This is a genomic window from Sulfuricurvum sp. RIFCSPLOWO2_12_FULL_43_24 (assembly GCF_001829605.1).
Classification (GTDB): Bacteria; Campylobacterota; Campylobacteria; order Campylobacterales; family Sulfurimonadaceae; genus Sulfuricurvum.
The window spans coordinates 1-24,227 of record NZ_MIBT01000093.1; the positions used below are offsets into that span (position 1 = coordinate 1).

21 protein-coding genes and 6 tRNA genes are annotated in these 24,227 nt (G+C 42.3%); 15 read left to right on the forward strand and 12 right to left on the reverse strand.

The window, feature by feature from the left end:
* Positions 1 to 9: 9 nt before the first annotated feature.
* Positions 10 to 1,353, reverse strand: a complete 1,344-nt coding sequence (locus A3G19_RS08660) for a sodium-dependent transporter (protein ID WP_294872078.1) — start codon at positions 1,351 to 1,353, stop codon at positions 10 to 12.
* Between the two features lie 157 nt (positions 1,354 to 1,510).
* Here A3G19_RS08660 and A3G19_RS08665 point away from each other — a divergent pair.
* The 9 genes from A3G19_RS08665 (at position 1,511) to A3G19_RS08705 (ending at position 9,462) form a co-directional block, all read left to right on the forward strand.
* A tRNA-Pro gene (locus tag A3G19_RS08665) sits at positions 1,511 to 1,588 on the forward strand.
* A gap of 51 nt (positions 1,589 to 1,639) precedes the next feature.
* Positions 1,640 to 1,716 (forward strand) — tRNA-His (locus A3G19_RS08670).
* 53 nt (positions 1,717 to 1,769) lie between these two features.
* A tRNA-Arg gene (locus A3G19_RS08675) sits at positions 1,770 to 1,846 on the forward strand.
* Positions 1,847 to 1,857: 11 nt separating this feature from the next.
* Positions 1,858 to 1,934, forward strand: a tRNA-Arg gene (locus A3G19_RS08680).
* 21 nt (positions 1,935 to 1,955) lie between these two features.
* Positions 1,956 to 2,040 (forward strand) — tRNA-Leu (locus A3G19_RS08685).
* A 436-nt stretch (positions 2,041 to 2,476) separates the two neighbouring features.
* Positions 2,477 to 3,922 (forward strand): site-specific integrase, encoded by a 1,446-nt coding sequence (locus tag A3G19_RS08690; RefSeq protein ID WP_294872081.1) that lies wholly within the window; start codon positions 2,477 to 2,479, stop codon positions 3,920 to 3,922.
* A 1,835-nt stretch (positions 3,923 to 5,757) separates the two neighbouring features.
* A complete protein-coding gene (locus A3G19_RS08695) occupies positions 5,758 to 6,120 on the forward strand; it encodes a hypothetical protein (RefSeq protein ID WP_294872084.1) in 363 nt (120 codons plus the stop codon).
* 3 nt (positions 6,121 to 6,123) lie between these two features.
* Positions 6,124 to 6,996, forward strand: coding sequence for a hypothetical protein (locus A3G19_RS08700; protein ID WP_294872087.1), 873 nt, complete (start codon positions 6,124 to 6,126; stop codon positions 6,994 to 6,996).
* 1,065 nt (positions 6,997 to 8,061) lie between these two features.
* Positions 8,062 to 9,462: a diguanylate cyclase gene (locus tag A3G19_RS08705; RefSeq protein ID WP_294872091.1), complete on the forward strand. Its 1,401-nt coding sequence runs from the start codon at positions 8,062 to 8,064 to the stop codon at positions 9,460 to 9,462.
* Positions 9,463 to 9,468: 6 nt separating this feature from the next.
* Here the strand turns inward: A3G19_RS08705 and A3G19_RS08710 are convergent, their stop codons facing one another.
* The gene (locus A3G19_RS08710; protein ID WP_294872093.1) at positions 9,469 to 10,689 is read right to left on the reverse strand and encodes an HDOD domain-containing protein; all 1,221 of its coding nucleotides are present in this window, start codon (positions 10,687 to 10,689) and stop codon (positions 9,469 to 9,471) included.
* A gap of 134 nt (positions 10,690 to 10,823) precedes the next feature.
* Here A3G19_RS08710 and A3G19_RS08715 point away from each other — a divergent pair, with 134 nt between their 5' ends.
* A complete protein-coding gene (locus A3G19_RS08715) occupies positions 10,824 to 11,663 on the forward strand; it encodes a M23 family metallopeptidase (protein WP_294872096.1) in 840 nt (279 codons plus the stop codon).
* Complete coding sequence (locus A3G19_RS08720; protein WP_294872099.1) at positions 11,641 to 12,336, forward strand: outer membrane protein OmpK; 696 nt, start codon at positions 11,641 to 11,643, stop codon at positions 12,334 to 12,336. Before A3G19_RS08715 ends, A3G19_RS08720 begins: the two co-directional genes overlap by 23 nt.
* Positions 12,337 to 12,427: 91 nt before the next feature.
* Here the strand turns inward: A3G19_RS08720 and rlmN are convergent, their stop codons facing one another.
* The 3 genes from rlmN to hisF are packed head-to-tail and all read right to left on the reverse strand — an operon-like array spanning position 12,428 to position 14,788.
* Entirely contained in the window at positions 12,428 to 13,501 is a 1,074-nt protein-coding gene (rlmN, locus tag A3G19_RS08725) for a 23S rRNA (adenine(2503)-C(2))-methyltransferase RlmN (RefSeq protein ID WP_294872102.1), read from the reverse strand.
* Positions 13,494 to 14,030, reverse strand: coding sequence for a purine-nucleoside phosphorylase (locus tag A3G19_RS08730; protein ID WP_294872105.1), 537 nt, complete (start codon positions 14,028 to 14,030; stop codon positions 13,494 to 13,496). Before A3G19_RS08730 ends, rlmN begins: the two co-directional genes overlap by 8 nt.
* The gene (hisF, locus tag A3G19_RS08735) at positions 14,027 to 14,788 is read right to left on the reverse strand and encodes an imidazole glycerol phosphate synthase subunit HisF (protein ID WP_015652544.1); all 762 of its coding nucleotides are present in this window, start codon (positions 14,786 to 14,788) and stop codon (positions 14,027 to 14,029) included. The genes A3G19_RS08730 and hisF overlap by 4 nt, the downstream gene beginning before the upstream one ends.
* A 156-nt stretch (positions 14,789 to 14,944) precedes the next feature.
* Between hisF and rsmA the strand changes: the two genes are divergently transcribed.
* The 4 genes from rsmA (at position 14,945) to A3G19_RS08755 (ending at position 18,915) form a co-directional block, all read left to right on the forward strand.
* Entirely contained in the window at positions 14,945 to 15,724 is a 780-nt protein-coding gene (gene rsmA, locus A3G19_RS08740) for a 16S rRNA (adenine(1518)-N(6)/adenine(1519)-N(6))-dimethyltransferase RsmA (protein WP_015652543.1), read from the forward strand.
* Between the two features lie 74 nt (positions 15,725 to 15,798).
* A complete protein-coding gene (locus A3G19_RS08745) occupies positions 15,799 to 17,922 on the forward strand; it encodes a ribonuclease J (protein WP_015652542.1) in 2,124 nt (707 codons plus the stop codon).
* Positions 17,923 to 18,049: 127 nt separating this feature from the next.
* Complete coding sequence (gene thyX / locus A3G19_RS08750) at positions 18,050 to 18,670, forward strand: FAD-dependent thymidylate synthase (RefSeq protein WP_015652541.1); 621 nt, start codon at positions 18,050 to 18,052, stop codon at positions 18,668 to 18,670.
* A 2-nt stretch (positions 18,671 to 18,672) separates the two neighbouring features.
* Complete coding sequence (locus tag A3G19_RS08755; protein WP_015652540.1) at positions 18,673 to 18,915, forward strand: hypothetical protein; 243 nt, start codon at positions 18,673 to 18,675, stop codon at positions 18,913 to 18,915.
* 94 nt (positions 18,916 to 19,009) lie between these two features.
* Here A3G19_RS08755 and rplT read toward each other — a convergent pair whose 3' ends face one another.
* The 7 genes from rplT to glmM all read right to left on the reverse strand — a co-directional run bounded on the left by rplT (position 19,010) and on the right by glmM (position 24,168).
* Positions 19,010 to 19,363 carry a 50S ribosomal protein L20 gene (gene rplT / locus A3G19_RS08760; RefSeq protein WP_015652539.1) on the reverse strand — a complete coding sequence of 118 codons (354 nt, stop codon included), beginning with the start codon at positions 19,361 to 19,363 and terminating at the stop codon, positions 19,010 to 19,012.
* A 94-nt stretch (positions 19,364 to 19,457) separates the two neighbouring features.
* Positions 19,458 to 19,652, reverse strand: a complete 195-nt coding sequence (gene rpmI, locus A3G19_RS08765) for a 50S ribosomal protein L35 (protein ID WP_015652538.1) — start codon at positions 19,650 to 19,652, stop codon at positions 19,458 to 19,460.
* Between the two features lie 176 nt (positions 19,653 to 19,828).
* Entirely contained in the window at positions 19,829 to 20,362 is a 534-nt protein-coding gene (infC, locus tag A3G19_RS08770) for a translation initiation factor IF-3 (protein ID WP_015652537.1), read from the reverse strand.
* The gene (gene thrS / locus A3G19_RS08775) at positions 20,359 to 22,167 is read right to left on the reverse strand and encodes a threonine--tRNA ligase (protein ID WP_015652536.1); all 1,809 of its coding nucleotides are present in this window, start codon (positions 22,165 to 22,167) and stop codon (positions 20,359 to 20,361) included. The genes infC and thrS overlap by 4 nt, the downstream gene beginning before the upstream one ends.
* Before the next feature lie 96 nt (positions 22,168 to 22,263).
* Positions 22,264 to 22,339 (reverse strand) — tRNA-Val (locus tag A3G19_RS08780).
* A 52-nt stretch (positions 22,340 to 22,391) separates the two neighbouring features.
* Positions 22,392 to 22,835, reverse strand: coding sequence for a signal peptidase II (lspA, locus tag A3G19_RS08785; protein WP_015652535.1), 444 nt, complete (start codon positions 22,833 to 22,835; stop codon positions 22,392 to 22,394).
* Positions 22,828 to 24,168 carry a phosphoglucosamine mutase gene (gene glmM, locus A3G19_RS08790; protein WP_015652534.1) on the reverse strand — a complete coding sequence of 447 codons (1,341 nt, stop codon included), beginning with the start codon at positions 24,166 to 24,168 and terminating at the stop codon, positions 22,828 to 22,830. Before glmM ends, lspA begins: the two co-directional genes overlap by 8 nt.
* Positions 24,169 to 24,227 lie beyond the last annotated feature (59 nt).

Genomic DNA, 24,227 nt, shown 5'->3' on the forward strand with positions numbered 1-24,227 from the left:
AATTCCCTCTTAAAACGATATGATGCCCACTAAATTGAGCATCACAACCAATAGCGCCACAGGCGCGATATAACGTACACTAACTCGCCAGATCGGATAGAACCAACCCATCTGATCTTTCAGTACCGATGCGACACGCTCTTTTTCGATCACATGACCGACAAATATTGCCATCACAAGTCCCGCAAGCGGTAAAAAGACATTGGAAGTCAGATAATCAGACCAATCAAAGAAACTTTTCCCACCCCACGTTAAATACGCCGATGTTTCCATGCTAAGGGAAAGGATCGCAACAATTCCAAACAGATAAAAGAATGTTCCCATACTGATCGCCGCTTTCGTTCGACTCATATCCCATCGGTCAATCAGATACTGCACCATCGGCTCAACGAGTGAAACCGCCGAAGTAAGACCTGCGAAGGCTAAAGCCATAAAAAATAGAACCGCCAATACATTTCCGACCAATCCCATTGCATGAAAAACAGCAGGCAAGGAGATAAAGACAAGCCCCGGACCTTTTGCCGGTTCCGCTCCATATTGAAATAAAAAGGTAAAAAGTACCAATCCTGCCGCTAAAGCAATCAGCGTATCGGTGACAATGACAAAAATCGAAGCACGTACCAAATTGCTATCTTTCGGTAGCGATGCCGAATAGATCATAATCGCCCCCATTCCTAAAGAGAGGGTAAAAAACGCGTGTCCCACTGCTACGGCAAAAGCTTCAGAGGTGAGTTTGCTCCAATCGGGATTAAACATATAATTCACCGCTTTTGGAAAACTCTCCATATTCATTGCATAGATCAGCATCCCCGCAATAATCAAAATAAGTGACGGCATCAACACGAGATTGAATTTCTCAATCCCCCCTTTGATCCCTCGAATCAATACTGCTGTCGTAATCATAAACGCCAACGTATGAAAAAAGATCTGCGTCCAGACCCCTTGTGTCATGAGGTTATTATAAATCCCTTCTGCCTCAGGTATGGTGGCAGGCAATGTTCCAAAAGAGAGTGTGATATAGTAAAAAATCCATCCGATAACAACGGAGTAATAAAACATAACCAGCGTTCCGGAAAGCCCCATAAACCCCGCATACTTCCATCTCTCTTTATGACGCGGTGCCAACTCTTCAAATGCACCGACTCCGTCACGTCGTCCCAAATATCCGATCAACATTTCGGCGATCATGACCGAAAATCCAACCAATACAACGGTCAACAAATAGACTAAGACAAATGCACCTCCGCCGTATTCACCCGTAATGTATGGAAATTTCCAAATATTACCGAGTCCTACTGCCGAACCTGCGGCGGCCATCAAAAACCCCCACCGGCTAAAATGTGCTATTTTCATACTATCCCTTATCCTCTTTCTTATTGAATCATTCGTTAAATTGATTCCTGATTGAATGAATTATAGCAAAATTGAAGAAAGTATTGACATTTGAGCAAATTTCAACTATAATTTCGCCTCACTAATTAGCTCACTCGAGTTTAAATTAGATGAAGGTCGGGGCGTAGCTCAGTCTGGTTAGAGTACTTGGTTTGGGACCAAGGGGCCGGAGGTTCGAGTCCTCTCGCCCCGACCATGTTTTTTTCTTTTTTTTGTATTATTTCAAACAGATTCTTTATTACAGATGGTGGGTGTAGCTCAGTCGGTTAGAGCATCAGGTTGTGGTTCTGAGGGTCGTGGGTTCGATCCCCATCACCCACCCCATTTGTTTCTGGTTTGAAACACCTTTGATACACGATGTTTTAGAAGGCGATTGTGCGTTCGTAGCTCAACTGGATAGAGTAACGGACTTCGGATCCGTAGGTTATAGGTTCGAACCCTATCGGGCGCACCATATATACTCATGCGTCCTTAGCTCAGCTGGATAGAGCAATGCCCTTCTAAGGCATCGGTCAGAGGTTCGAATCCTCTAGGGCGTACCACCTTAGACTTTTTATACGTGCGCGGATGTGGTGAAATTGGTAGACACGCCAGACTTAGGATCTGGTGCCGCAAGGTGTGAAGGTTCAAGTCCTTTCATCCGCACCAACAACAATCGATAAACCCCTATTTATATGGGCATCGGTAAACTTCTTCAAAAACAATCCTGATAGTTTTTCCTAAAATGTTGCACTTTTGGTTGCACTCCAAGGCAAAAACCATGCAATATCTCATAAAACACAGAGATACCTACTATTTCAAAAAACGACTTCCCAACACAAAAAAGAATTTAGTCCTCTCTCTTCAAACCTCAAATAAGCATGAAGCTAATTTTATAATTGCTATAATCAATGCTCGTTTATCATTATTTTTGCAGGATTTGAAATTGACACCGAACGAAGAACTTGACCTGATACAAACGACCATTAGAAAATATATTCAAGAAGCCAAAGAAGATTACGGCTATTACGCCGACTTGAGGGAAGAACGCTACAAATTCACCAATAAAAAAGGGGATGAGCTTTTAGGAAGCCATCCAAAGGCATTGGAAAAAGCAATCAAAAAACTAACCGATACCCTCTATTCCACCAACAAAACCGCCCTTTTCAACCAAATTATCGAATACGGGAATATGAAACAAGAGTTTGAAGCCGTTTTAGCCCAATTATCCCCATCTAATCGAATCCGCTTTCAGGATGAAGTTATCAAGGGCGAAATAGAACTATTGGCTTTAGATAGAGAACGGAACGCTCAACGTGTTTCTATAATTCCCACTTCGCCAAGATATTTACAAGAAGAGTTTGCAGTAGTTACGCAAACCAATCCCCCCCTATACGTTGCACCCCAAGAAATACAACCTATCACACCCCGAAAGCACCGCTATTACGAAAAAACAGCCGAAGAAATCCTAACTCAATTCATGCAAAGCAAAACAACCGTTGGAAAAGATAAGGTTGAAGAGCCAAAACGCTATGAAAGCCCTATTAGAATCTTTTTGGAACTTGTTGATGTAAAGTACCTTATAGATATGACCCATGAGGATTTAGAGGACTTCATCGAAGATTTTTTATTCCTACCTGACCAAAACAAAAATAAAAAGCTTTTCAAAGCACACACCTATAAAGAGGTTATCGAGATTTCAAAGCAACAAGGACTTAAGCCCCTATCCGAAAGCACCCTAGCCAATAAAATTATCAATATAAACGCTTTTTTAGATTATGCGATAGAAAGGGAATATCTCGATAAAAATCGGCTCAAAGGAAAATCGAATCTCAGCGCAAAAGGTGCAGATGATAAACGGAAAGAATATTATGATGAACAGCTTAACAGCCTTTTCCGAAGCCGATGGTACACAACCGAACTAAAAAGTAATTTGGAAAACTATCCTAGCAAAATTTGGATTCCCCTTATCCTCCTGTTCCAAGGTTGCCGTCTCAATGAGATTGCTCAACTCTATATAGACCAAATCAAAATCAGGTCAGGTATACATTTCATTATGATTCGCAAAACACACCCTGAGCAACAACTTAAAAATCCTACCAGTAGGCGTACTATCCCTATCCATCCTACACTAATCGAACTTGGATTTTTAGATTTTGTAGAATCACAAAAAGCAAAAGGCTATACTCGTCTATTCCAAGAACTCTATCACACGACGGGCAAAGGATACGGACAAGCCTTTTCCAAACATTTCAACGACAGGGATTTTAAAAAAGAGTGGCTCGATGAATCCACCATAAAGCTACTGGAAGAAGAAACCATTTTACTGGACTTGCACTCGTTCCGTCATAATTTTTCGGGTTCGCTCAAAGGATTAATCGAGGATGGACTTCTCGACCACTTTACAGGACATCAGCAAAACAGTGAGGCGCAAAAACGATATGGGAAATTCAGACCCAAACTACAATTTGAAATGATTAGTAAGTCAGAGTATCCTGATTTGGATTTGAGTGATTTAAAAACAACATTAAATTTACTGTTTACTAAATAACTTGTACTGTTTTCAATTAATAATTTATAATATTAATTGAAAAATATAGATAGAATATTGCTAAGACATAGAGGAATTATTAAACATGGAACAATACATAGAAAAAATATTCGAAGATGGAGGAAAGTGGCTTGTAGATAAAGACAACAATGTTGTTAGCTTGGATATATTTACTTTTGATGAAGCAAAAAAAATGTTGGATAGTTTAGAACAATGTAAGGGTTGTGTGGATTGTTATGACTGCAAAGGATGCGTTGAATGCTTTGAGTGCCAAGGGTGTATATGGTGTGTTGGTTGCTACAACTGCACAAATTGCTATGAATGCGTAAATTGTGATAACTGCAAGGAATGCATTAAGTGTGAAGTTTGTGAAAACCTTGATGGTACCGAACACACAATTGAAGATGAAGAGTTAGTAGAAGAGTTTCAGGAAGTGGAAATAACAGGTCACTTATATCTACAAGATAATATGCTCAATAGAGTTAGTTTGGTTAAATATGATAAAAAAACAGCTATAGAATGGTTAAACAGCTTATCAAATTGTAATAATTGTGAAGATTGTAATAACTGTAAAGATTGTAATAACTGTAAAGATTGTATACAATGCACTAACTGCCAAGATTGCTATAGTTGTTCAAAATGCATAGATTGTAAATATTGCTTCACATGCAAAAATTGTACTTATTGTAGTAATTGCGAAGAGTGCATTGATAATGAATATTGTCTTCATTGCTATACTTCAAATAAATGTTACCAATGTCAGAATTGCAAATCTTGCGAAAATTGTCGTAACTGTGCAAAAATGAATAATTGTAAAAATAGTGAAAATTGTGAAAATTGTGAAAATTGCATTCAATGCAGACGTTGTAAAGATTGTCATAATTGTGAATCCTGTGACGATTGTAAGAAGTGTAAAAAATCTGTTAATTGTATGGATTGTATAGATTGCAAAAAATGCGATTATTGTCATGAGTGTGAAGATTGCCATAATTGTAAAGAGTGTCAAAATTGCGAAGACTGCCAAAATTGCCATGATAGCTTTCATTGTGAAGATTGTGTGGATTGTGTGGATTGTGTAAGAATAAAAAACTCCAAGGGTTTAAAAGATGTGCAGAACTATGGCGATGTAAAAAATTCCAATCAATATAGGTTGATTGGTTTTATAATTATTATAATAATAATAATTTATATTACAAAAGTAGCTATCAAGAATTGAATTATCTACAAAAATCCTCCTATAACAATTCATCGCTCTAAATGAGTGTTAATTTTTATAGGAGCTTCACATGATTACAAAATCGTTTTTACTAACCACGCTAGTGGTTCTGGATTCTGTAACAACGGTGATAGTCAATGTCGAGCAATTTTTGAAACTGTTTTGCTAACAGGTTCAAAAAACAAAGGTGGCACTTTGTCTGCTCGTATTGGCTATATTGACTCGAAGGAGCTTCCATCTCTATTGCTAAATTTTGGCAATAGAGATAGGAAGCGCATCGAAATGGCACTTTATCACGATAAAACATCGAAAAACTGGCAACTACATGATGCCTAGTTTTGTTGAAAAGTGCCGACAATCCGCATATAAACTGATTAGGAGCTATCAGCTCAAAACCTGACACATTCTTGGATTTCTTTAACCTCTGCCATTGCCACACCCCCTACGGTTAAACCAAGTATCTTATTTCTACTTCTACCGCCTTATGACACTCGTCATACCTTTGGCATTTCGTAATATTGCCTCTAAACAAATTACAGGTCTAAACTTCCAGTCAAGAAATAAAACTCATCCTCTCCCTTTCAGGGTCACTGGTCAAAACCAAACCCAAGGAGAAAAAATGTTTACCCAAAAGAAAAAAGATTACTATGCAAGAGTTCTAGGATTCAAAAATACAGCTGATTTTGAGCTGTTTACTAAAAGGTTCTTTTTCTATCTCAAAAAAGAACCTCTCACCAAAAACCGAATTATGTCGGGATTCTTTATCCTATTAAACATTCAAAAACACACCCTACAAAATCAACACCTCATTAATTATGACGGTATCAAAAATCCTCATGTCAAAAAATATGCAAAAGAGATATTGGACTTACGAACGAAAGGGAACGGGGGGCAATCCATCGTTAAGCACCTGTTTGAAAATCACCGTGTCAAAGTATCACGAGGAACAATAGAAAAATTCTATAAACAAAATGGGCTGTAAGCAATGGCGAACTTGAAAGGGGGAAGTCTCCAAAAACAAGCGAAGGATGCCTTTCATAGATTAGAAGCATTTGGAAAAGGGAGGGTCGGCAAAGACGACCATCTCACCCATTCCGATAAACTGGCGGAAAAGCGGGAAATGTACCTAAGAGACATTACAGAACACTTTGAACGTCACGAACTGGACGGAAAACTCAACGCCCTTTTTACACAAGAAAATCTACAATCGTTTTTCACCGAACGGCTCGAAGGGTTAGCCACCAAAACACAGGAGGATTATTACAGGGGATTTTCCTCTATGCTCAAAGGACTAGAGGAACAAAACATACATATACCCCTGCACCATGAAAATAGCGGTTACTTTGATGAAACCGTCTCACACCTGAAAGATGAGGCTATCCCCTCCCCAATCGAAAACAGGTATATTGAGAATGTGGAGACCGTCATAGGCAATCTTTATGAGGACAGATACATTTCGGGACTGATAGCGGAAACCCAATATGAATTAGGCATTAGACAATCAGAGGCTTATGAGCTGATTCGAAATCCTGAACACTATATCAATGATGGAATGGTCTCGGATTTGATAGGCAAGGGAAATCACGCCTATGAGCCAAAGGAAATTTCTTTGGAGCTTGAACAAAAGATTTTAGGTTATGAGGGTGAATTGATAGATAAAAGCACATATCACCGTGATTTGGAAGATTATGGTATCAGTTCCCATGATTTTCGTTTTACCTATGCTAGGGATGCTTATGAGGAAAAAATAGCTGATGGTATGAGCGAACAGGAAGCAAAACTAGAGGTCAGCGAAGAGTTGAACCATAAACGAGAAGCGATAACCGATTATTACTTATCTCGAACGATAGAGGCATAATTTCGAGACTTTACTTAGAGAATAGCTATATATCCTTATATCTATCTCTTTAAGTATATATTTTTTCCCCATTTTATTCGTCTGCCTTTATCAATCCTATCAAGATTCTCTCAAACTTTTTCTATATTTTTTTATCCTATGCCTTATATAACACCCAAAAAATAAGGCAGACGAAGCCCCATCAATTTGGGGCATTCGTCACGATAACGGCTCAAATGAGCTATTATACACCTCCTTGGAAGAATAAAGAGGTCACTTCTACGTCCTGTTGCTGGGTTTCCTGAAACAACAACAGATTCCTTTCGGAACTCAAAGTGCGAACTGCTATCTCATGCCCACAACGACACGAATAATAGAAACGGGGTGCCGATTCCTCGAACACATGAAGGACGTAACCACAAGCCACCTAACCTTTTCTCCCATCGTCCTCATATTACTATGAGGCATTTCCGCTCCACCATATCGACTTTAGCGACTTAGGTGGAATAGGAACAACACCTTTTTTATAAGGTTGCTATGTGGTTTTTTTGAAAAGAGAGAGTAGCACTTGCCACCAACAAACCGTTAAACTTAACGGGTGAGGTAATGACTTTGTGAATCAAGACCTCGACTCTCTCTTTTCTCTTATAAAAATCACACGAAAAAAGCTTTATGGAAATATTATAAGCGATGTTTTTCAAATAATCCAGTGTAGTTGGGATAAAAATGCAGAAAATATTAGTTATACTTTTATAAATTCATTGCACCATTGGTTGCACCGTTTTAGAACATCCGCTGTCAAGAGTCGGGTTTGACGGGTTTTGTTTGGGTTGTTTGTGCAAAGGTTCCATCCTTTCATCCGCACCATCGATAAACCCTTATTTATACGGGCTTCGATAGACTTACACAACAAATTCTTCCATTTTTACCAAACTTTTTCTCCAATTCAACAATCAATCTAAAGAACTTTCCAGTATGATCTATTTTATAACACAAAAAAAGCTCTTTTGTCGATATTAAGATAAAGTCCGCTCTTGAAATCAAATGCATTGAAGTGTATTATTAAAATCTGAGGAAAGGTTGCCAATGGATAGTTTAATCAATCAAAAAACACTTTCTAAGATATTTTTTTATGCCGTTGTAACATCTTTTGTCTACTTTTTCTCAGCAAAACTGGTTACACCTCTTTCTTTAAGTGAATCATCAAGTATCTTTGCCATTTGGCCCCCAACCGGTGTTGCTCTCTCATTTTTATTTTTTCGGGGCTATGTCGTTTTACCCGGTATTTTTATCGGTGCTTTCTTTTTAAATATGACTTTGAGTTCTCCGATGGTGGCATTTGAGATTGCAATCGGCAATACTATCGGTCCGGCAGTCGCGTATTGGTTTATCATGAAAAGTTCCAAAAATGTGATCAAAGATGATATTTTTTATGATACCGATACCATCATTTCATTTATTTTTTACAGTGTAATCGGTGCATTTATTACATCCAGTATGGGCACAACAATGTTGTATCTTAATGGCATGTTAGCCACAGAGCATCAGATGCTAGGTTGGGCAGTATGGTTTTTTGGTGATCTGATTGGATTCATTTTAATTGTTCCTATATTTGTAGCGTATGTTTTACAGCGTAATATCAGTATTGTTTCAAAAGAACATATTGTGGAAATTGCACTTATTCTTTCGGTGTTGGTTATTTCGGCAATCGTTATTTTTGGTTCAGGCTATTTTTTCGATAAACGCTACCCGATTGAATATCTAATTTTATTCCCGCTTATCTGGGCAAGTACTCGATTACAAAATGGAATCAACCTTATTTTTTTAGCCATTGTTGTTATTTTAGCTATATTGGGAACGGCATCAGGATACAGCCAATTTTCCTTTGAAGGTGACCATAGACTCTCGTTGATCATGCTTCAGGTATTTATTTTTACCGTCACATTTTCTATTTTAATGATGACTGCGCAACGTTGTTATACGATACGAATTCTTGAAGAGAAAGAGCATTTGAGCTTAATTGATTCATTAACGCAGATTGGTAATCGAAGATTTTTTACCAAAATATTCAAAGAAGAACTGGATAAAAGTCAGCGTTACAAACGTCCCCTATCCCTCATAATATTTGATATAGACTATTTTAAAAATATCAATGATTTACTAGGACATCATGCGGGAGATAGTGTGTTGGAAGAACTTTCAGCATTAGTGAATGCACAGTTGCGCTCAAGCGACCATATCTCCAGATGGGGTGGAGAAGAGTTTACGATTATTCTTCCCGAAAGTGAACTCTCTCAAAGTGTTTTAACCGCTGAAAAATTGTGTAAGAAAATTGAAGTTTACCCATTTAGCATTCAACAAAATGTAACTTGTAGTTTTGGGGTCATCCAATGTAGTTATGAGGAAACAATCGACAGTGCACTTCGTCGGGTTGATGAAAAATTATATGAGGCAAAAGAGCTAGGCCGCAATAAAGTAGTCTCATAAGCTCGTTTACCCCATTGCCTCATCAAACTGATTTACTTTTTCCATCGCTTCGGCTATCAACGGTTCCAAAACCGAAGAGTCTAAAGAGTGTTTTGCTAAAAACTTCTCAATCCCCTCCGAATCCAACATCTCGATAGAGCGCACCATCGTAAGCAATTCACCGTAAAAACCGTCTCCCTCAAACAGCGCCCGCTCGATATCAGGAGCAACATTGAGCCGCTTTAAAACATCTCTATGGGGAATATGAAAAAGCAGATGGATCAACGAGAGCATCCCGACAAAATAGGCGGCAGCACTCTGAGCCTTGGTCGGGTGCGGAACAATCAGGTTCAAAAGCTTTGTCATTAACTCTGTTCGATTGACCACCATGAGCAAAAGCGGGATATTGTTTTGATCCGATTCTTGCGATTCAGAGAACATCAACAGCATTATCCATCGCGACAGCGGCTCTCGCCCCATCAATGTCAGAACATGCCGGATGGAGGAAACAGGATTACGAAGCGAAAAAATGGCCGAATTGATAAAACGGATTAATTTCAGACTGACCATGTGATTGAGCTCAAAAGCCCGTACCAGTTCATCGATTTCCACTTCACACTGGAGCATATTCCACAACTGCATAACGGATTCTTGATTGAGCGAAAAAGAGGGATTTTCTAGCACTTTTGGCTTGGAGATAAAATAGCCCTGGAAATAGAAAAAACCTTTTGCTAGACACTCTGCATGGATATCATGCGATTCTATTTTCGATCCGATAACATTCAAGCCAAACTGCTTCAGCCGTTCGATATCATCACGCTTAATCCGTCCGCTCCGGGTAATATCAATTTTAACGAATTCCAGATAGGGGAAAATAGGGGAAAATTTTTCAATGTTTTCAGGAGTAAAGGCAAAATCATTCAGAGCGAAACGGTACCCTTGGGCAAAAAGTCTCTTCAAATGAGTACTCAATCGCTCATCAATCACACTCTCTTCGAGCAATGCATATACGACCCGATCTTTCGGAAGTAATTCTAGCAATTCATGAAAAATAAAATGGTGATCGGCACGTATAAATCCAATCCGTTTCCCTAAAATACGATCAATTCCAAAGGCACTTTGCAGATCATTAATTAACGTGGCCGTCGTATGTGCATCACTGCTTTGCCCCGAATAAAAAAGATCATACGCTACGAGCGAACCTCTTTCGTTTACGATAGGCTGACGACCGATATAACTGCTTCCCATATTTATCTTTCTCTAACTCTTCTCACCGCCAATATAATCATTGATAGTAACACACAATTCATAATAAAACCGCTAAAACTAGTTTCAAACCCCTTAATGCTACAATAGCAGCACGAAAATTTATAGGGAGTTTTATGCGTCTTTTGCTCTGCTTATTGGGTAGTTTTCTTTCATTATCGGGAATTGAGGGGTACAATGGAAAAAGTCTCGTCCTCCCCCTCTCTTCCGCTTCAGGAACACTCCTAATGAATGAACGAAACATCAGCGTTCTTCCGCATCCCATTAATCCCGCTCAAGGGTTTGCTATTATTCCTACCGATTATCACTCACCGGCGCAAGAGATTGACATAAAATGGATTAATCCTCTGGGAGAGTTGAATATACCTATTGAGATCCGTTCCTTTGATTACCCTACTGAAGTTTTAAATGTCGAGAGTTCCAAAGTAACACCTCCCCCCGAAGCATTGCAGCGAATTGCACAGGAGAAAGCCGAAGCCGAAAAAATCTATAACACCCTTACCCCAACTCGTTATTGGAACAAACCCTTTATTCATCCAATGGAGAGCAATATCACGAGTCTTTACGGCTCCGCGCGCACCTATAACGGTGTTTTAAAAAGCTATCACGGCGGAGTCGATTTTCGTGCCCGGACTCCCCTTCCCATACTCGCTAGCAATGATGGTATCGTTGTTCTGGTCAAAGATCGTTATTACGCCGGAGGTACCGTCATCATCGATCACGGGGAGGGGATTTACAGCTGCTATTTTCACATGAGCCGATTTGATGTCAAAGTAGGTGATGGTGTCAAACGGGGTCAAAGTATCGGGCTCACAGGTGCAACCGGACGTATCACCGGACCTCATCTGCATTTTGGGCTTATGGTTTTAGGGCTCCAGAGTGATCCGCTCGATCTGATTACACAAATCAATGCACTTTTTCCAAAGGAAATCGATGAAACACTTACTCTTCGCTAGTCTTCTCTTAGGATCTGGGCTCAATGCCTTTTCGACGACGAACATCCAGTACCTCTATGGTGACTTCGAGGGGGCAACCTTTATGGATACAACCCAAGGGGCGAAACAAACCGTTACCGCTGAGCATTACCGGACGTTTGACTACGGTGATCTGTTTATGTTTGCCGATTATGCCTATACTCATGACGGTCTCCAATTTACCCATAAAAAAAATGACCTCTACGGTGAAATATCTCCGCGACTGAGTTTGGATAAAATCGGTGGATTTTCAACCTCTACCGGAATACTCAAAGAGACTTATGCAGCGTTCCAATACAATCGCGGCGATAAGTATCACGCATGGCTTTACGGAGCAGGATGCGATTTGGCGCTTCCGGGATTTTCAGTATTTGGAGTCAATCTTTATCGAAAGCATCAAAATATCGGTGATCATACCTACCAGCTCTCCCTAAACTATTATGCTCCACTGGCAGATCGATGGCATTTCGAAGGATTTACCGACTGGACGGCACGCGATATTTTGAGTCAAAATCAACTGCTTTTTGACCTCACGCAAACAATAGGAATTAAAGAGGGGAAACTCGAAGTGGGAACCGAATGGCATTATTACCATGAAAACAGTTATCACACCGATAATGATGTGTTTCAGGCAATGCTAAAATATACGTTTTAATCTTTTTTCAGAGCGGCCCAAATAAAGCCGCCCAAACCGACACCGACAACGATCACTAAAAACCCGACTTGAAACCAATCCATACCCGACATTACACAACCTCACTTAATTCTTTTTCTTTTAGCTGCCCGCACGCCGCACTAATATCCAGCCCTTTGGAGTCACGAATCGTACACAACACACCATGTTTAATCAGATACTCTTGAAAAGCGACCATATCGGCACGGCTCGGGCGCTGATAATCAGACCCCTCATACGGATTAAAAAAGATCAGGTTCACTTTTGCCTTGATCCCATGGAGAAGTTTCACCAGTTTTTTTGCCGAGACCAAATCATCATTTTTATTTTTGATGACGAGATACTCAAACATTACCCGTTTACGGGTATCGATCGGAAACCGTTTCACCGCATCAATGATCGAAGCGATATTGTACGCTTTGTTCATCGGAATCAGTTCACTGCGCAATTCATCATCCACCGCATGGAGCGAAATAGCGATGTGAACCCCCAAATCCATCTCACCCAGTTTATCAATCTTCGTACTTAGCCCGCTGGTCGATACGGTTTGACGTTTACCCGAAATAGACAATCCCTCTTCGTCTTTAAAAATGGTGATTGCTTTGGCGAGATTGTCCAAGTTATCGAGTGGCTCCCCCATCCCCATATAGACAATGTTAAGTCGGCGATGTGCGGCGAGATTGTTATCCATCTTCACCGCCAATACCTGTGCAACGATTTCCCCCGCGCTCAGATCACGAGTAAACCCCCCTTTGGCGGTGAGACAAAACGAACATCCCACTTTGCACCCCACCTGTGTCGAAACACACACTGTAAAGCGTGCTTCATGTTCAATATTCCCCTCATCATCGATAGACTCATCTTTCATTTTAAGCCACACCGTCTCGACCGTTTTTCCATCACTCAGTTCAAAGAGGTATTTAATAGTCCCATCGGTTGAGCACTCTTTGCGGGCGATTTTGAGGGGCATGATCTCATACTGAGATGCTAACTCTTCGCGCATCGCTTTGGGAAGATTTACCATCGTATCAAAACTTGTCGCATACTGATGATAAATCCAGCCCCAAATTTGTTTGGCACGAAACGATGGCTTCACCATCCCCGCAAGTTCGGCTTTGGTGTAATCCAAAATACATTTTTTATCCACGGATCAACCCTTTTTCTTTCAAATACTCACGCAATAGCACTTTGGCAAATCCGTGATTGGCGATAAAGTCACGGTGAGCGTTTGCGTCGCAGTAGTTCGTGATACAAAACACCCCACCCGCAGGAATACCGAACACCTGCGCCACCCGCATCACGCTGAAAAATTCCATGTTCTCAATCCCCATCCCGAGCGCTCTCATTTGCACCATTGCACGCTCACTCGTCGTGATGTAGTTCGAAGAGTTTACAATAACATCTTTGATCGCTTCCGTTTGTGCCGAAACGACGTTATCGATAGGGGTATAGGCACTTTTATCCAAAAACCCTAACTCGATGTTAGCTGCCGTTTTAGACTCGATGATGTCATTGATTTTAGGTTCGCCGTAACTTCCCGCACTCCCCACGAAAAGGAGAAATTCAGGCTTGTGAACCAAACAATGGCGGGTCAAATTGATCGCACTGTCGATCAGCCCCACCCCTATCGGTATCGCAAAATCAAACGTCTCATTATTCCCTGCGCAGAGTATCATAAGCGTACCGGAATCCCATTCGCCGATAGATAGCGTTTGAGATCCATAATGTCGATCTCTTTGTAATGGAAAATACTCGCCGCCAATGCCGCATCGGCACCGTGTTCAAACGCCTCTTTGATATGTTCCATCGTCCCCGCCCCGCCGCTGGCGATGACGGGAACATTCACAGCGCGGCTGATTTGTTCGGTGATGGAGAGATCAAATCCCGCTTTGGTTCCATCAGCGTCCATCGAGGTGAGGAGAATCTCCCCCGCTCCGCGATCAACAACCTCTTTCGCCCACTCCAGTGCATTAATCCCTGTATCGACTCGCCCGCCATTGAGATAAACGTTGTATTGATCGCCCGTTTTTTTCACATCAATAGCCACTACGATACACTGACTTCCGAACCGTTTTGAGCCTTCATTGATAAACTCAGGGCGTTTGATCGCCGCAGAGTTGATACTCACTTTGTCACACCCGACGGCAAGAAGTTTGTAAATATCATCCAGAACCCGTATTCCACCGCCGACGGTAAGGGGGATAAATACCTCTTTCGCGACCTGTTCGACGATATGAACAATCGTATCGCGTTCTTCATGTGAAGCGGTAATATCGAGAAAAGTTATCTCATCCGCCCCCTCTTCGTTGTACCGTTTTGCCACTTCGACGGGGTCTCCCGCATCTTTGAGCCCGACAAAATTAACACCTTTGACAACACGGCCATCTTTAACATCCAAACAAGGAATGATCCGTTTTGCAAAAAAATTATCCATGGAAACCCTTTAGCACTATCATTACGGAAGTATAGTGTGCATTACCAAAAGTAACGATAAAGGCTGTGAATTGATAACCTTCATTCAAATCACCTAAAAACGGACATTTTTGTGCTTTAATAAGCTATTAACACTTTATCGGGTACAATCAGGGCAATGCAAAAAGACCGTGCCGCTATCGCCAAGAAAAAATTTGGCCAGAACTTTTTAAAAGATGAAGCTGTTTTAGCACAAATCATCCAATCGATGCCCGATACACCTCATCGTATCGCAGAAATCGGGCCTGGATTAGGTGATTTAACTAAGTATTTAGTTGATGTCAAAAGTGTTACTGCTTTTGAGGTCGATACCGACTTGTGCAAGCATTTGAAGCACCAATTTGCCGATGCTATCAGTACCAATACTCTTGAACTCCGTTGCGGAGATGTGTTAGAGCATTGGAAGAGTGAGCTTTTGGATGAACCGTACGATTTAGTGGCAAATTTGCCCTATTACATCGCGACCAACATCATCCTAAAAGCCCTCGCCGATCCGGCGTGCCGAAACTTGCTTGTCATGATACAGCGTGAAGTAGCAGAGAAATTTTCTGCCTCACCTGGAGAGAGAGCTTTTGGAGCGCTCAGCGTAATTACGCAGAGTGTGGCTGAGGCGGAGATCGTGTTAAGCGTCCCCCCCAGCGCATTCGAGCCAGCTCCCAAAGTCGATTCATCCGTACTGCTCATTTCTAAACGGTCGAATCGTAATGATGAAGGGTTTGAAGAATTTTTACGAGCGGCCTTTACACAGCCCCGTAAAACCCTCCACAAAAATCTCTCCTCACGCTATGATGGTGTTCTTCTCGTTCAAGCCTTTGAAACGCTTGAACTGGAACGCTCCATCCGACCTCATCAGCTTGACACCTCTGACTTTCACCGGCTCTACGCCCTTATAAAATAACCTTTTCTGGGCATTTTAGAGCATCCAAACATACCTAAAAAACTATTACGCCAGAGCGTACAGAAGGAAATATTATGTCCGATGAACAAACAGAATCACCAGCACAACCCCAAGGGGAAAATCGCCAACGCCGCAGCAACCGCCGCCCTTTCCGTAGCCGAAATGCCAACCGTCCAGAAGGCTCAGAAGCAGCAACAGCTGAGCGTCCAAGCGCTGAACCTCGCGAAGACAATCGCCCACCGCGTCAAGACAACCGTCCGCCACGTACCGATAACAGACCTCCGCGTCATGATAATCGCCCACCGCGTACCGACAACCGTCCTCCACGCCAAGACAACCGCCCACCGCGCACGGATCGTGTAGAGGGATCAGAAAATGCGACCGATGCCGAACCAAATCGTTCAGGTCGCGACCGAGGACGTGGCGGACGCCGTGGGGCACCAAGTGCGCCGATAGATGGAAACTTACGTGATTTTGTTATGAAAAACCAAGACGCTCATAAAAATCGTCTCAACCCTCATTTCAAACTCGATCTTAATAACAACGATAAAGTCCGTATTACCCCTCTCGGAGGACTCGGAGAAATCGGTGGAAACATCACGGTCATCGAAACCGAAAATGAAGCAATCGTCATCGATATCGGAATGAGCTTCCCAGATGAAGAGATGCACGGTGTTGATATTCTTGTCCCTGATTTTACCTATTTACGTGAAATTCGTAAAAAAATCGTAGCCGTTATCATTACCCATGCTCACGAAGACCACATCGGAGGGGTACCGTACCTTTTCAAAGAGATGCAATTCCCGATTTACGGGACACCGCTTCCTTTAGCAATGATCGGTAATAAATTCGACGAGCATCACATGCGTGATTTCCGCCGTTATTTCAATCCGATCGTAAAACGTCAAGTGTACCGCATCGGAAACGATTTCGATATCGAATGGATGCACATGACCCACTCAATCATCGATTCTTCATCATTGGCGATCACGACCAAAGCGGGTACCATCATCCATACGGGTGACTTTAAAATCGACCATACTCCGGTAGATGGCTATACTGCTGATTTGCACCGTCTTGCCCATTATGGAGAAAAAGGGGTTCTATGTCTTCTCTCAGATTCGACTAACTCGTACAATAAAGAGTGGACACCGAGTGAGCTTACCGTAGCGCCTGGGTTTGATCGTATTTTCTCAAAATCTGAAGGTCGTATCATTATGTCGACCTTTAGCTCAAACATTCACCGCGTGTACCAAGCTATTTTAGCCGGTATTAAATACAACCGTAAAGTGTGTGTTATCGGTCGCTCCATGGAGCGTAACCTCGAAGTGTGTATGCAATACGATTACATCAAAATTCCAAAAAATATCTTCATCGATGCCGAAGAGGCAAACCGCATGAGCGATAAAGATGTTCTTATCGTTACCACAGGAAGTCAGGGAGAACCAAGCTCAGCCCTTTTCCGTATGGCAATCGGTGAACACCGCCACATCAAAATCAAACCGACCGATTTGATCGTCCTCTCTGCCCGTGCGATTCCGGGGAATGAGGGTTCTATTTCAGGAATGCTCAACTATCTCCAACGTGCCGGAGCTCGTGTCGCCAATGACCGCGATATCCACGTTTCAGGACATGCGAGTATGGAAGAGCAGAAATTAATGCTTCGCCTTACCAACCCTAAATTCTTCCTCCCTGTTCACGGTGAATATAATCACATTATGAAGCACAAAGATACCGCAATCACCTGTGGCGTTCCTGAGCGTAATATCCTCCTTATGAGTGATGGCGACTGCATCGAAGTGAACACCAAAATGATGCGTAAAGCCAAAACGGTTAAAACCGGTAAAACGTATATTGATAACCAGAATAACCACCAAATCGAAGACGATATTGTTATCGATCGCCAAAAAATGGCAAGTGAAGGGATGGTTATGCTGGTGGCGCAAGTCAGCGCCGCAGAATCACGCCTCCTTTCCAAACCGCTTGTCACCAGCTTTGGTATCGTAGCCGATCGTCACGATAAAGCATTCGCCCAAGAGATGGAAGATGTATTAGAACACTTTCTCATTAACCTCAAACCGGGTCTTATCGAGAACCCTAAAGCGTTGGAAAATGATTTACGCCAAGTTGTGCGCAAACACATCTATCGCAAAATGAAAAAATACCCGCTTATCGTTCCACACGTTTTCGTAATGTAACACCCTTCGACAAGCTCAGGGTGAACGGAAATTATCCGTTCGTAATGAGCCTGTCAAACCATGAACTGATTCTCTTTTAATCCCATCTTCGCTATACTCTCTCAAAACTACTTCCAAAGACACACCCATGAAAGTAACCCTGCACCACTATACACCTCTTGTAATCTGTTCCGATGCCATCCGTACGTGTTGGCAAAGCTTTGACAAAAGCGACAACGGAGGGGAAGCTGACCGTGCCCTTATCGATCGTGTCGGAAATAAATTCAAACACGCATCTACACTGGAGCATCTCGTCTATAATTTTTATTTAGAAGGGATTAGCCGTGCATTGCTCCAAGAGCTCGCACGTCACCGCATGGCGAGTCTCTCGGTTAAAAGTACCCGCTACACCCTCAAAGAGTTGAAAGATGAAGCCCCCTATGCTATTGATGATATCGAGCGGGCTTCAAAATATTTAGTTATGAGCGGTGTAGAGATGGTTGATCAAATGAGCATCAGAGCGCTCGAAAACCTCCGACTGGTACTCGTAGAAGGGATAAGTAACGATCGTGCCAAATACTGCCTTCCTGAGAGTTACAAAACAGAATTAACATGGACAATAAATGCACGAAGTCTACAGAACTTTATTTCGCTTCGTAGCGATAAAGCCGCACTTTGGGAAATCCGCGATTTAGCCAACGTGATCTATAACACTTTACCGATTGAACACCGCTATTTATTCGAAAATTCACTCAAAGAGGAACATTAATTATGAAAAAAGCTCTATTTCTTGCTACTGTCACTGTTACACTTTTAGTCAGCGGATGTGCTGAAAAACAAATTGCTGTGAATGGTGTTATATGCCCTGCAGGTAAAACCGAAGAGCGTATTAAAGCCGATTTTCAAGAGTGCCGCTATTATGATCTCAAAGCAGCTACTGAAGCTTCACGTGCTCCGATCACAGTTGAGTGTCAAAAATGTCTTGAGAACAAAGGGTATAGAATCGAGCAATAAATCGTTCTTTGAACGGTTTGTCGTTTTGAATTAGGTTTGGATGTATGAAAAAAGAGAAGAAGTCTTCGAGGAGTTACCCCCGAAGTGTTTAGAATTACAGCGCTGCTTTAGCTTGAGCGGTGAGGGCAGTAAATGCCGCTGCGTCGTTCATAGCGAAATCAGCAAGGATTTTGCGATCAAGTTCGATGTTGGCACGTTTAAGGCCGTTCATGAATACTGAATAGCTCATTCCGTTTAGGCGGCATGCCGCATTGATACGGATAATCCACAATTTGCGGAATTCACGTTTTTTCTGTTTACGATCACGAAACGCGTATACGAGTGAGCGCTCGAGTTGCTCTTTCGCTTTACGGAAATGTTTGTGGCGTGCACTGTAGAAACCACGTGCGAGTTTCAATACTTTTTTATGACGTCTGCGTCTTACGACACCAGTTTTTACTCTTGGCATTTTTTTCCTTTCTTGACCCGGTTCACTTCAAATATAAATGACGGGGTGCCGCTATGCGGACTTGCCCAACGTTACGCTGGAGGGTTAATAGGTTTTAGCCTACGATCATCTTTTTGATGTTTTTAGCATCAACAGCAGCAACAACTTTCGGTGTTTTTTGCCCGCGACGAGTTCCTGCATCTTGTTTAGTCAAAATATGACTACGGAATGCAGAACCACGTTTGAGCGTGCCGTTTTTCTTTACTTTGAAGCGTTTAACCGCCCCTTTTACTGATTTCATTTTTGGCATCGGCTTGATCCTTTCGCAAAAATTCTCTAAACGAGACGCGGATTATACCATAAAAAAGCTTTTACTGATGTTTTGTTATCGTTAGAAGTTAGATTCCGAATCGAGTTCAGGATGACGCTGACTCGTAACGCAGTCATTCCAAACTTGATTCAGGATCTAAATGTGAGAAGAATCTTTTATTTTTTATCTTCTTTTTTGATTGGATGGATCATCATATTGCAATAACGCCCTTCCATAGCAGGTGTTTTATACATCATACCGATATCTTCAACCATCGGCCAAACACGCTGTAAAACCGCAACAGCAGCTTCAGGGTGTGCCATCTCACGACCGCGTAAGAATACACGGAAATGGACATGTTTCCCCTCTTCGAGGAATTCACGCGCATGTTTTACTTTATAGCTAACATCATTTTCAGCGATTTTGACCGAAAGTTTGATCTCTTTGACTTCAACTTTGGTCTGCTTTTTGCGTGCCTCTTTTTTCTTTTTCTCTTCTTGATAATGAAACTTACCGTAGTCCATGATCTTTGCAACCGGCGGTTTCGCATCCGGAGAGATCAATACGAGGTCAAGCCCCAGTTCGTTGGCTTTAGCCATAGCCTCTTGAATCGTAATGATCCCTAATGCTTCACCACCATCTACTACACAACGTACCTCAGGAACGCGGATATCCTCGTTCATTTGGACTCGGTCTTGTTTCTTAATCAAAAATGTACCTCATTAATTTTTTGTTTAACCATTGCGAGGAAATTTTCTTCGCTTAGGTTGTATTGCTCACGTGACCTGCGATCACGCACTGCAATGCTTTTGTTGTTTACCTCTTCATCGCCTAAAACGATGATCATCGGTACACGACCTTTTTCCGCTGTACGGATACGTTTATTAAGACTTTCATTTTTATCGAAAATCTCAAAATCGGCACCCAAATCGATCAATTTATCGGCCAATTCACGTGCGTATGCTTCGTGTGAAGGGGCAATCGGAACGATTGCAACCTGCGTCGGAGCGATAAACATCGGGAACTCCCCAGCGTAATGCTCCGTCAATATACCAACAAATCGCTCAAAAGAACCTAAAATTGCGCGGTGAATCATTACAGGTTGAATTTTAACATTCTCTTCGCCGTTGTATTCGAGCTCAAACCGCGCCGGAAGATTGAAATCGAGCTGGATCGTTCCGCACTGCCATTCACGTCCGATAGCATCGGTAATTTTGATATCAATTTTAGGACCGTAAAACGCTCCGCCCCCCTCATCGATCTCATAGGTGAGGTTGTTTTTATCCATCGCGTTCTTGAGTGCGTTGGTTGAAATCTCCCAAACAGCGTCATCACCGACCGCTTTTTCAGGCTTGGTCGAGATCATCATTTTGTAGTTAAACTCAAATGTTTTCATGATCTTATCAACGAAATCGACAACTTCGATAATTTGCTGTTCGATCTGATCGGTCGTACAGAAAATATGTGCGTCGTCTTGGGTAAACTCACGAACACGGAACAACCCGTGAAGCGCTCCCGTCATTTCATGGCGGTGTACCACCCCGTATTCGAAATATTTGAGGGGAAGGTCACGGTACGAATGCAAATCATGTTCGTACACTTTGATATGACCAACACAGTTCATCGGTTTAACCCCGAACTCCAACTCGTCGATATGGGTGAAATACATGTTTTCACCGTAGTTTTGATAGTGACCCGATACTTTCCATAGATCGCTACGCAACATCTCTGGACCGCGTACCGGCTCATAGCCGCGCTTGCGGTGGGCTTTGAAAAGGAGTTGTTCCAAACGTGAACGCATACGCGCACCCGCAGGGAGCCAGATCGGGAATCCCGCACCGACCTCTTCACGGAAAGTGAAAAGTTTCATCTCGGCACCGATTTTGCGGTGGTCGCGTTTTTCGGCTTCCGCCATTTGATCAAGATACGCTTTGAGTGACTCTTTGTCAGCAAACGCGATACCGTAGATACGGGTCAACATTTCGTTTTTACTGTCGCCTCCGAGATACGCACCGGAGATTTTGGTAAGCTTAAAATAACGGATCAAACCGACACTCGGCAAGTGAGGCCCACGGCAAAGGTCTTCGAATTCACCTTGCTTATAGATCGTTACGGTTTCGGACGGGATACGATCCATAACCGCTTGTTTCAAATGGTCGTTTGCGAATTTAACGCGAGCTTCCTCTTTGGTAATTTCGTAACGGGTGATCTTCTCTTTGCCTTTGGCAATGTCGAGCATCTTTTTTTCGATCGTTTTCAAGTCTTCTTCATTGAGCGTTTCGTTTACTTTGAAATCGTAATAAAAACCCTCTTTTACCGTCGGTCCGACGAAAAATTTTGCATCGGTATAGAGTGCCTTGATCGCTTCAGCCATCAAGTGCGCACATGAGTGGCGAAGAACTTCGAGAGAATCGGGAGAGTTGTCGTAAACGATCTCTTCACCCGTAATTCCAAGTGCTTCTGCCGTTTGTAAATCGATTATTTGATCATCATGCTTGAGTGCAATAATATCCATAAGGGTGTCCCTCGTTGAGAAAATATCGCGGATTATACGGGATTGTTGATTGGTTTACGATTAAATAAATAAATTTTGAAGAAAATTAAAGAGAAATGGTGGTCCCAACAGGACTCGAACCTGTGACCACTACCTTGTCGAGGTAGTGCTCTACCAACTGAGCTATAAGACCATCAAAATTAATGCAAGAGCGAAATTATAGCCGCGTGGAAGTTAAAAGTCACTTAACCCTTACACGACTGCGGTCGGAAGTTTAAAATCAATAACCATACTACGGCAATATCGATCATCACATCGGCTGCGTTAAAAACGGCAAAATTAAATCCGTAATGCCAATAAACATAATCAACAACACCGCCATGCATAAAACGATCTGCTACATTCGAGAATCCTGCACCTGCCAAAATACCGACAGGGATCAGGTAGCATGTTCTTTTCAGCCAGAGAGTATAGCCGATGACACCGGCTAATAAAACGAGCTGTATCCATTTCAATGCTCCCTCTAAAAAAGCAAACATTGAAAAAGCAACCCCTTTATTAAAAACTAAAATCAGATCGATATAGGGAGAATAAAGTCGAAACCCGCCTAAAAAAATCGATTTTATCGCTTGATCGATGAGCAAAGCACTGCTCATTACCAACAATAAGATGACAATCGATCTAACCATTCAAGACCTTCTCAAAAAAGCCTACGAGTTTCTCCATCGCTTTTTCCATCACTTTGGCATCTTTGCCCTCTAATAAAATACGAAGTTTATTCTCTGTACCCGAATATCGGATCAGATGACGCATATGTGCAGCTTCGATTTCTTTCAGTTTTTCATCCAGCCCTTTGATTTGATCGAGCGGTTTTTTCGTTTTGACTTTAATATTCACCAGTTTTTGCGGATAAAGCTTAAATGGACGAAGCACTTTACTTGCTTTTTGCGCGGAGGTCAGCAGCAGTGCCAAAATCTGCAATGCGCTTACCAGTCCGTCACCCGTTTTAGCGTAATCGTGCAAAATGATATGACCGCTTTGCTCTCCACCGAAATTAATCCCGTTTTCACGCATTACTTCCAAAACGTATTTATCGCCGACATTAGAGCGGAAGAGTTTCAAACCGTTCTCATTCATCGTATCTTCTAACGCTTGATTACTCATGACGGTAGAGACAATCCCGCCCCCTTTAAGCTGTCCGGTGCGATGCAAAAACAGCCCCAGTGCTCCAAGAATCTGATCGCCGTCCACTTCATCACCATTTTCATCCACAACGATAAGGCGGTCAGCATCTCCATCGAGCGCCAAACCGATATCGGCACGGTACTGTTTGACCGCTTCACGCAAATCTTTGGTATGCAGTGCTCCGCACCCTTCATTGATATTAAATCCGTTGGGTTTATCGTGCAATACGATCACTTCGGCACCGAGTTCTTCAAGCACCGTCGGTCCCACTTTATACCCTGCTCCGTTAGCCGTATCCAAAACAATACGTAACCCTTGAAGGGTTAATTCTCGACTGAATGAGTTTTTGAGTTGAACAATGTAGCGGCCGATAACGTCATCGATCCGTTTTGCACTTCCGATTTTTTTGCCTGTGACCTGACCTTCTTCAAGGCGGGCTTTATCGTGGGCAATTGCTTCGATCTGAGCTTCAATCTCTTCGGAGAGTTTATTACCTTGGGCATCGAAAAATTTGATTCCGTTGTCTTCGTAGGGATTGTGGCTTGCTGAAATCATAATCCCAGCATCACACCGCATATTCAGCGTCAAAAAAGCAATTGCAGGAGTTGGCATCGGACCGATTTGAACGACGTCATATCCTACTGCGGTAAGGCCGGTCACAATCGCATTTTCAATCATATAGCCACTGCGCCGTGTATCTTTCCCCACTAAAATTTTTTTGGTTCGGGAATGCTCACTGAAATAAATCCCGGCCGCCATCGCTACACGCATCGCCAATTCTGCCGTTAAAAACGAGCCCGCTTCACCGCGTACTCCGTCGGTTCCAAAGAGTTTCATTATAATTTATTTCCTTTTTACCATAATTTTCAAGCTTTTGAGAGATAATCCATAAAATT

What these genes read in the sequence shown, in the direction of transcription:
- thrS (WP_015652536.1), bottom strand. Translation starts at nt 22,167, where the DNA reads ATGGATATTATTGCACTCAAGCATGATGATCAAATAATCGATTTACAA.
- A3G19_RS08755 (WP_015652540.1), top strand. Translation starts at nt 18,673, where the DNA reads ATGAAAAAAGCTCTATTTCTTGCTACTGTCACTGTTACACTTTTAGTC.
- A3G19_RS08700 (WP_294872087.1), top strand. Translation starts at nt 6,124, where the DNA reads ATGGCGAACTTGAAAGGGGGAAGTCTCCAAAAACAAGCGAAGGATGCC.
- rpmI (WP_015652538.1), bottom strand. Translation starts at nt 19,652, where the DNA reads ATGCCAAAAATGAAATCAGTAAAAGGGGCGGTTAAACGCTTCAAAGTA.
- A3G19_RS08695 (WP_294872084.1), top strand. Translation starts at nt 5,758, where the DNA reads ATGTTTACCCAAAAGAAAAAAGATTACTATGCAAGAGTTCTAGGATTC.
- A3G19_RS08710 (WP_294872093.1), bottom strand. Translation starts at nt 10,689, where the DNA reads ATGGGAAGCAGTTATATCGGTCGTCAGCCTATCGTAAACGAAAGAGGT.
- thyX (WP_015652541.1), top strand. Translation starts at nt 18,050, where the DNA reads ATGAAAGTAACCCTGCACCACTATACACCTCTTGTAATCTGTTCCGAT.
- A3G19_RS08715 (WP_294872096.1), top strand. Translation starts at nt 10,824, where the DNA reads ATGCGTCTTTTGCTCTGCTTATTGGGTAGTTTTCTTTCATTATCGGGA.
- lspA (WP_015652535.1), bottom strand. Translation starts at nt 22,835, where the DNA reads ATGGTTAGATCGATTGTCATCTTATTGTTGGTAATGAGCAGTGCTTTG.
- A3G19_RS08660 (WP_294872078.1), bottom strand. Translation starts at nt 1,353, where the DNA reads ATGAAAATAGCACATTTTAGCCGGTGGGGGTTTTTGATGGCCGCCGCA.
- hisF (WP_015652544.1), bottom strand. Translation starts at nt 14,788, where the DNA reads ATGGATAATTTTTTTGCAAAACGGATCATTCCTTGTTTGGATGTTAAA.
- A3G19_RS08730 (WP_294872105.1), bottom strand. Translation starts at nt 14,030, where the DNA reads ATGATACTCTGCGCAGGGAATAATGAGACGTTTGATTTTGCGATACCG.
- rsmA (WP_015652543.1), top strand. Translation starts at nt 14,945, where the DNA reads ATGCAAAAAGACCGTGCCGCTATCGCCAAGAAAAAATTTGGCCAGAAC.
- glmM (WP_015652534.1), bottom strand. Translation starts at nt 24,168, where the DNA reads ATGAAACTCTTTGGAACCGACGGAGTACGCGGTGAAGCGGGCTCGTTT.
- A3G19_RS08705 (WP_294872091.1), top strand. Translation starts at nt 8,062, where the DNA reads ATGGATAGTTTAATCAATCAAAAAACACTTTCTAAGATATTTTTTTAT.
- rplT (WP_015652539.1), bottom strand. Translation starts at nt 19,363, where the DNA reads ATGCCAAGAGTAAAAACTGGTGTCGTAAGACGCAGACGTCATAAAAAA.
- A3G19_RS08720 (WP_294872099.1), top strand. Translation starts at nt 11,641, where the DNA reads ATGAAACACTTACTCTTCGCTAGTCTTCTCTTAGGATCTGGGCTCAAT.
- A3G19_RS08745 (WP_015652542.1), top strand. Translation starts at nt 15,799, where the DNA reads ATGTCCGATGAACAAACAGAATCACCAGCACAACCCCAAGGGGAAAAT.